Genomic DNA, 2,455 nt, shown 5'->3' with positions numbered 1-2,455 from the left:
CGCATACTTACGGAATAAATGTTAACTTTAAACTCAAAAAATAAATAACACAAAGATGGCTTCCACCATAAAACACAAACTCCTATGCTGTTTAGTAATGCTTGCGGCGTTACTAAAATTTTCTACCGCAAATGCGCAGGTTCCTTTTTACAAAGACGCTTCGCAATCGATTGATTTACGTGTAAAAGACCTTTTGTCGAAATTAACCCTTGAAGAAAAGATCTCCCTGTTAGGCTACCGCAGCCAGGCCGTACCCCGTTTGGGCATCCCGGCCTACAACTGGTGGAACGAGGCTTTACACGGCGTAGCCCGCGCCGGAGAAGCAACCGTATTCCCGCAGGCCATTGGCATGTCGGCAACCTTTAATGAAGATCTGTTAAAGCAGGTATCAACTGCCATATCAACCGAAGCCCGTGCAAAATATAACCTGGCCATCGCGCAGGACAGACACCTGCAATACATGGGCCTCACCTTCTGGACACCCAACATCAACATTTTTCGCGATCCACGCTGGGGCCGCGGCCAGGAAACTTACGGCGAAGACCCATTCCTGACCGGTCGCATGGGCTCAGCTTTTGTTAAAGGCTTACAGGGTGATGATCCTAAATACCTGAAAGCATCGGCTACAGCAAAACATTTTGCAGTGCACAGCGGCCCTGAAGCTACCCGCGATAAATTTGATGCCAAAGTTGATGAAAAAGACCTGCGTGAAACTTACCTGTATGCTTTTCACGAGCTGGTTAAAAATCATGTTGAATCGGTAATGAGTGCATACAACCGGGTTAACGGCGTACCAAACTCTATCAATAAAGTGCTGCTTACCGACATCTTACGGAAAGAATGGGGTTTCAACGGCCACGTAGTTACCGATTGTGGTGCTTTGGATGATGTTTACCTCACCCACAAAACACTGCCAACCGCAGTTGAAGTAGCCGCAGCCGCGATCAAAGCCGGCGTCGACCTGGATTGTTCATCTATTTTACAAAACGATGGTATCAAAGCAATTAAACAAGGCCTACTTACCGAAAAGGATGTTGACCAGGCCCTAAGCGCCATTTTACGTACCGAATTTAAACTGGGCTTTTATGATGACGCCGCCGCCAACCCATATTATGCTTATGGTGCCGATAGTGTTCATAATGAACAACATCAGGCCTTAGCCCGGAAAGTGGCACAGCAAAGTATGGTATTGTTAAAGAACAACAATAATGTTTTGCCGTTCAAAAAAAGTAATTATTCAAGCATTATGGTGGTTGGGCCAAACGCGGCTTCACTTGATGCCATGATAGCCAATTACCACGGCACCAGCAGCAAAGTGATCAATTTTGTTGAAGGCATAACAGGCGCGGTTGACAAAGCGACCCGCGTAGAATATGACCTGGGCTGCGATTATAAAGACACTACCCACTTTGGTGGGACCTGGGCAGCCGGCAATGCCGATGCTACCATTGCGGTAATAGGCCTCTCCCCTGTTTTGGAGGGTGAAGCAGGGGATGCTTTCCTGTCTGAAAGTGGCGGCGACAAAAAGAACCTGAGCCTGCCCGCCAGTGAAATAGCCTTTATGAAAGAGCTACGCAAAAGCGTAAAAAACAAGCCGCTTGTAGCAGTAATTACTGCTGGCAGCGATGTTGATGTATCGGCCATTGAGCCTTATGCCGATGCCATTATATTTGCCTGGTACCCCGGCGAACAAGGTGGGAATGCATTAGCTGATATCATTTTTGGCGATGTTTCGCCATCTGGTCACCTCCCGCTTACCTTTTATAAAGACATGAGCGATTTGCCCGACTACAGCGATTACAATATGAAAGGCCGCACTTACCGCTATTACACCGGTCCGGTGCAATATCCTTTTGGTTTTGGTTTAAGTTATACAACGTTTAACTACACCCTTGGCAGCAAATTGAAAACTACTTATAAAAAAGCTGATACCGTTGCTGTGACTGTAAATGTTAAAAATACCGGCAAGTTTAATGGCGATGAGGTGGTACAGGCTTATATCAAGTATCCAAACATCGACAGGATGCCGGTTAAAGAGTTGAAAAGCTTTAAACGCGTCAGCCTGGAGCAGGATAAAGAAGGTTCAGTTACCTTAAAGATTCCTGTTCAGGATCTGCAGAAATGGGACCTTGCAACACATAAATGGAAACTTTATCCGGGCAGCTATAAGCTGGTATTGGGCAGCAGTTCACAGGATGAAAAGCTGACGGCTGATTTTAAGGTAACTAATTAAGAAGCAGTTTAAAGAAATAGTTATATAAAAGCGTCATTGCGAGGTACGAAGCAATCCCCTATTAGCAGGTCCGCCCTGTACAGTTTGGGATTGCTTCGTACCTTATAATGACGTGCATGTAAATCATTCATAATCAAGCTGCATTTTGGAGAGTAAGACCGAGTTTTTGAGCTTCTTTTTGCAGACGAGCAAGCTTTCTTGCCTTTTGTACTTCTGCATCCT

1 protein-coding gene is annotated in these 2,455 nt (G+C 45.7%); it reads left to right on the top strand.

Annotated elements, in window-relative coordinates; genetic code table 11:
* Window positions 1–55 precede the first annotated feature (55 nt).
* Complete coding sequence (locus VF500_RS28580) at window positions 56–2,233, top strand: glycoside hydrolase family 3 protein (RefSeq protein ID WP_330862918.1); 2,178 nt, start codon at window positions 56–58, stop codon at window positions 2,231–2,233.
* Window positions 2,234–2,455: the final 222 nt, after the last annotated feature.

The sequence above is a fragment of the Mucilaginibacter sp. genome (assembly GCF_036383575.1).
Classification (GTDB): domain Bacteria; phylum Bacteroidota; class Bacteroidia; order Sphingobacteriales; family Sphingobacteriaceae; genus Mucilaginibacter.
Note: the sequence above shows the minus strand (reverse complement) of the source record. Positions and strands in the feature narration are given on the sequence as shown.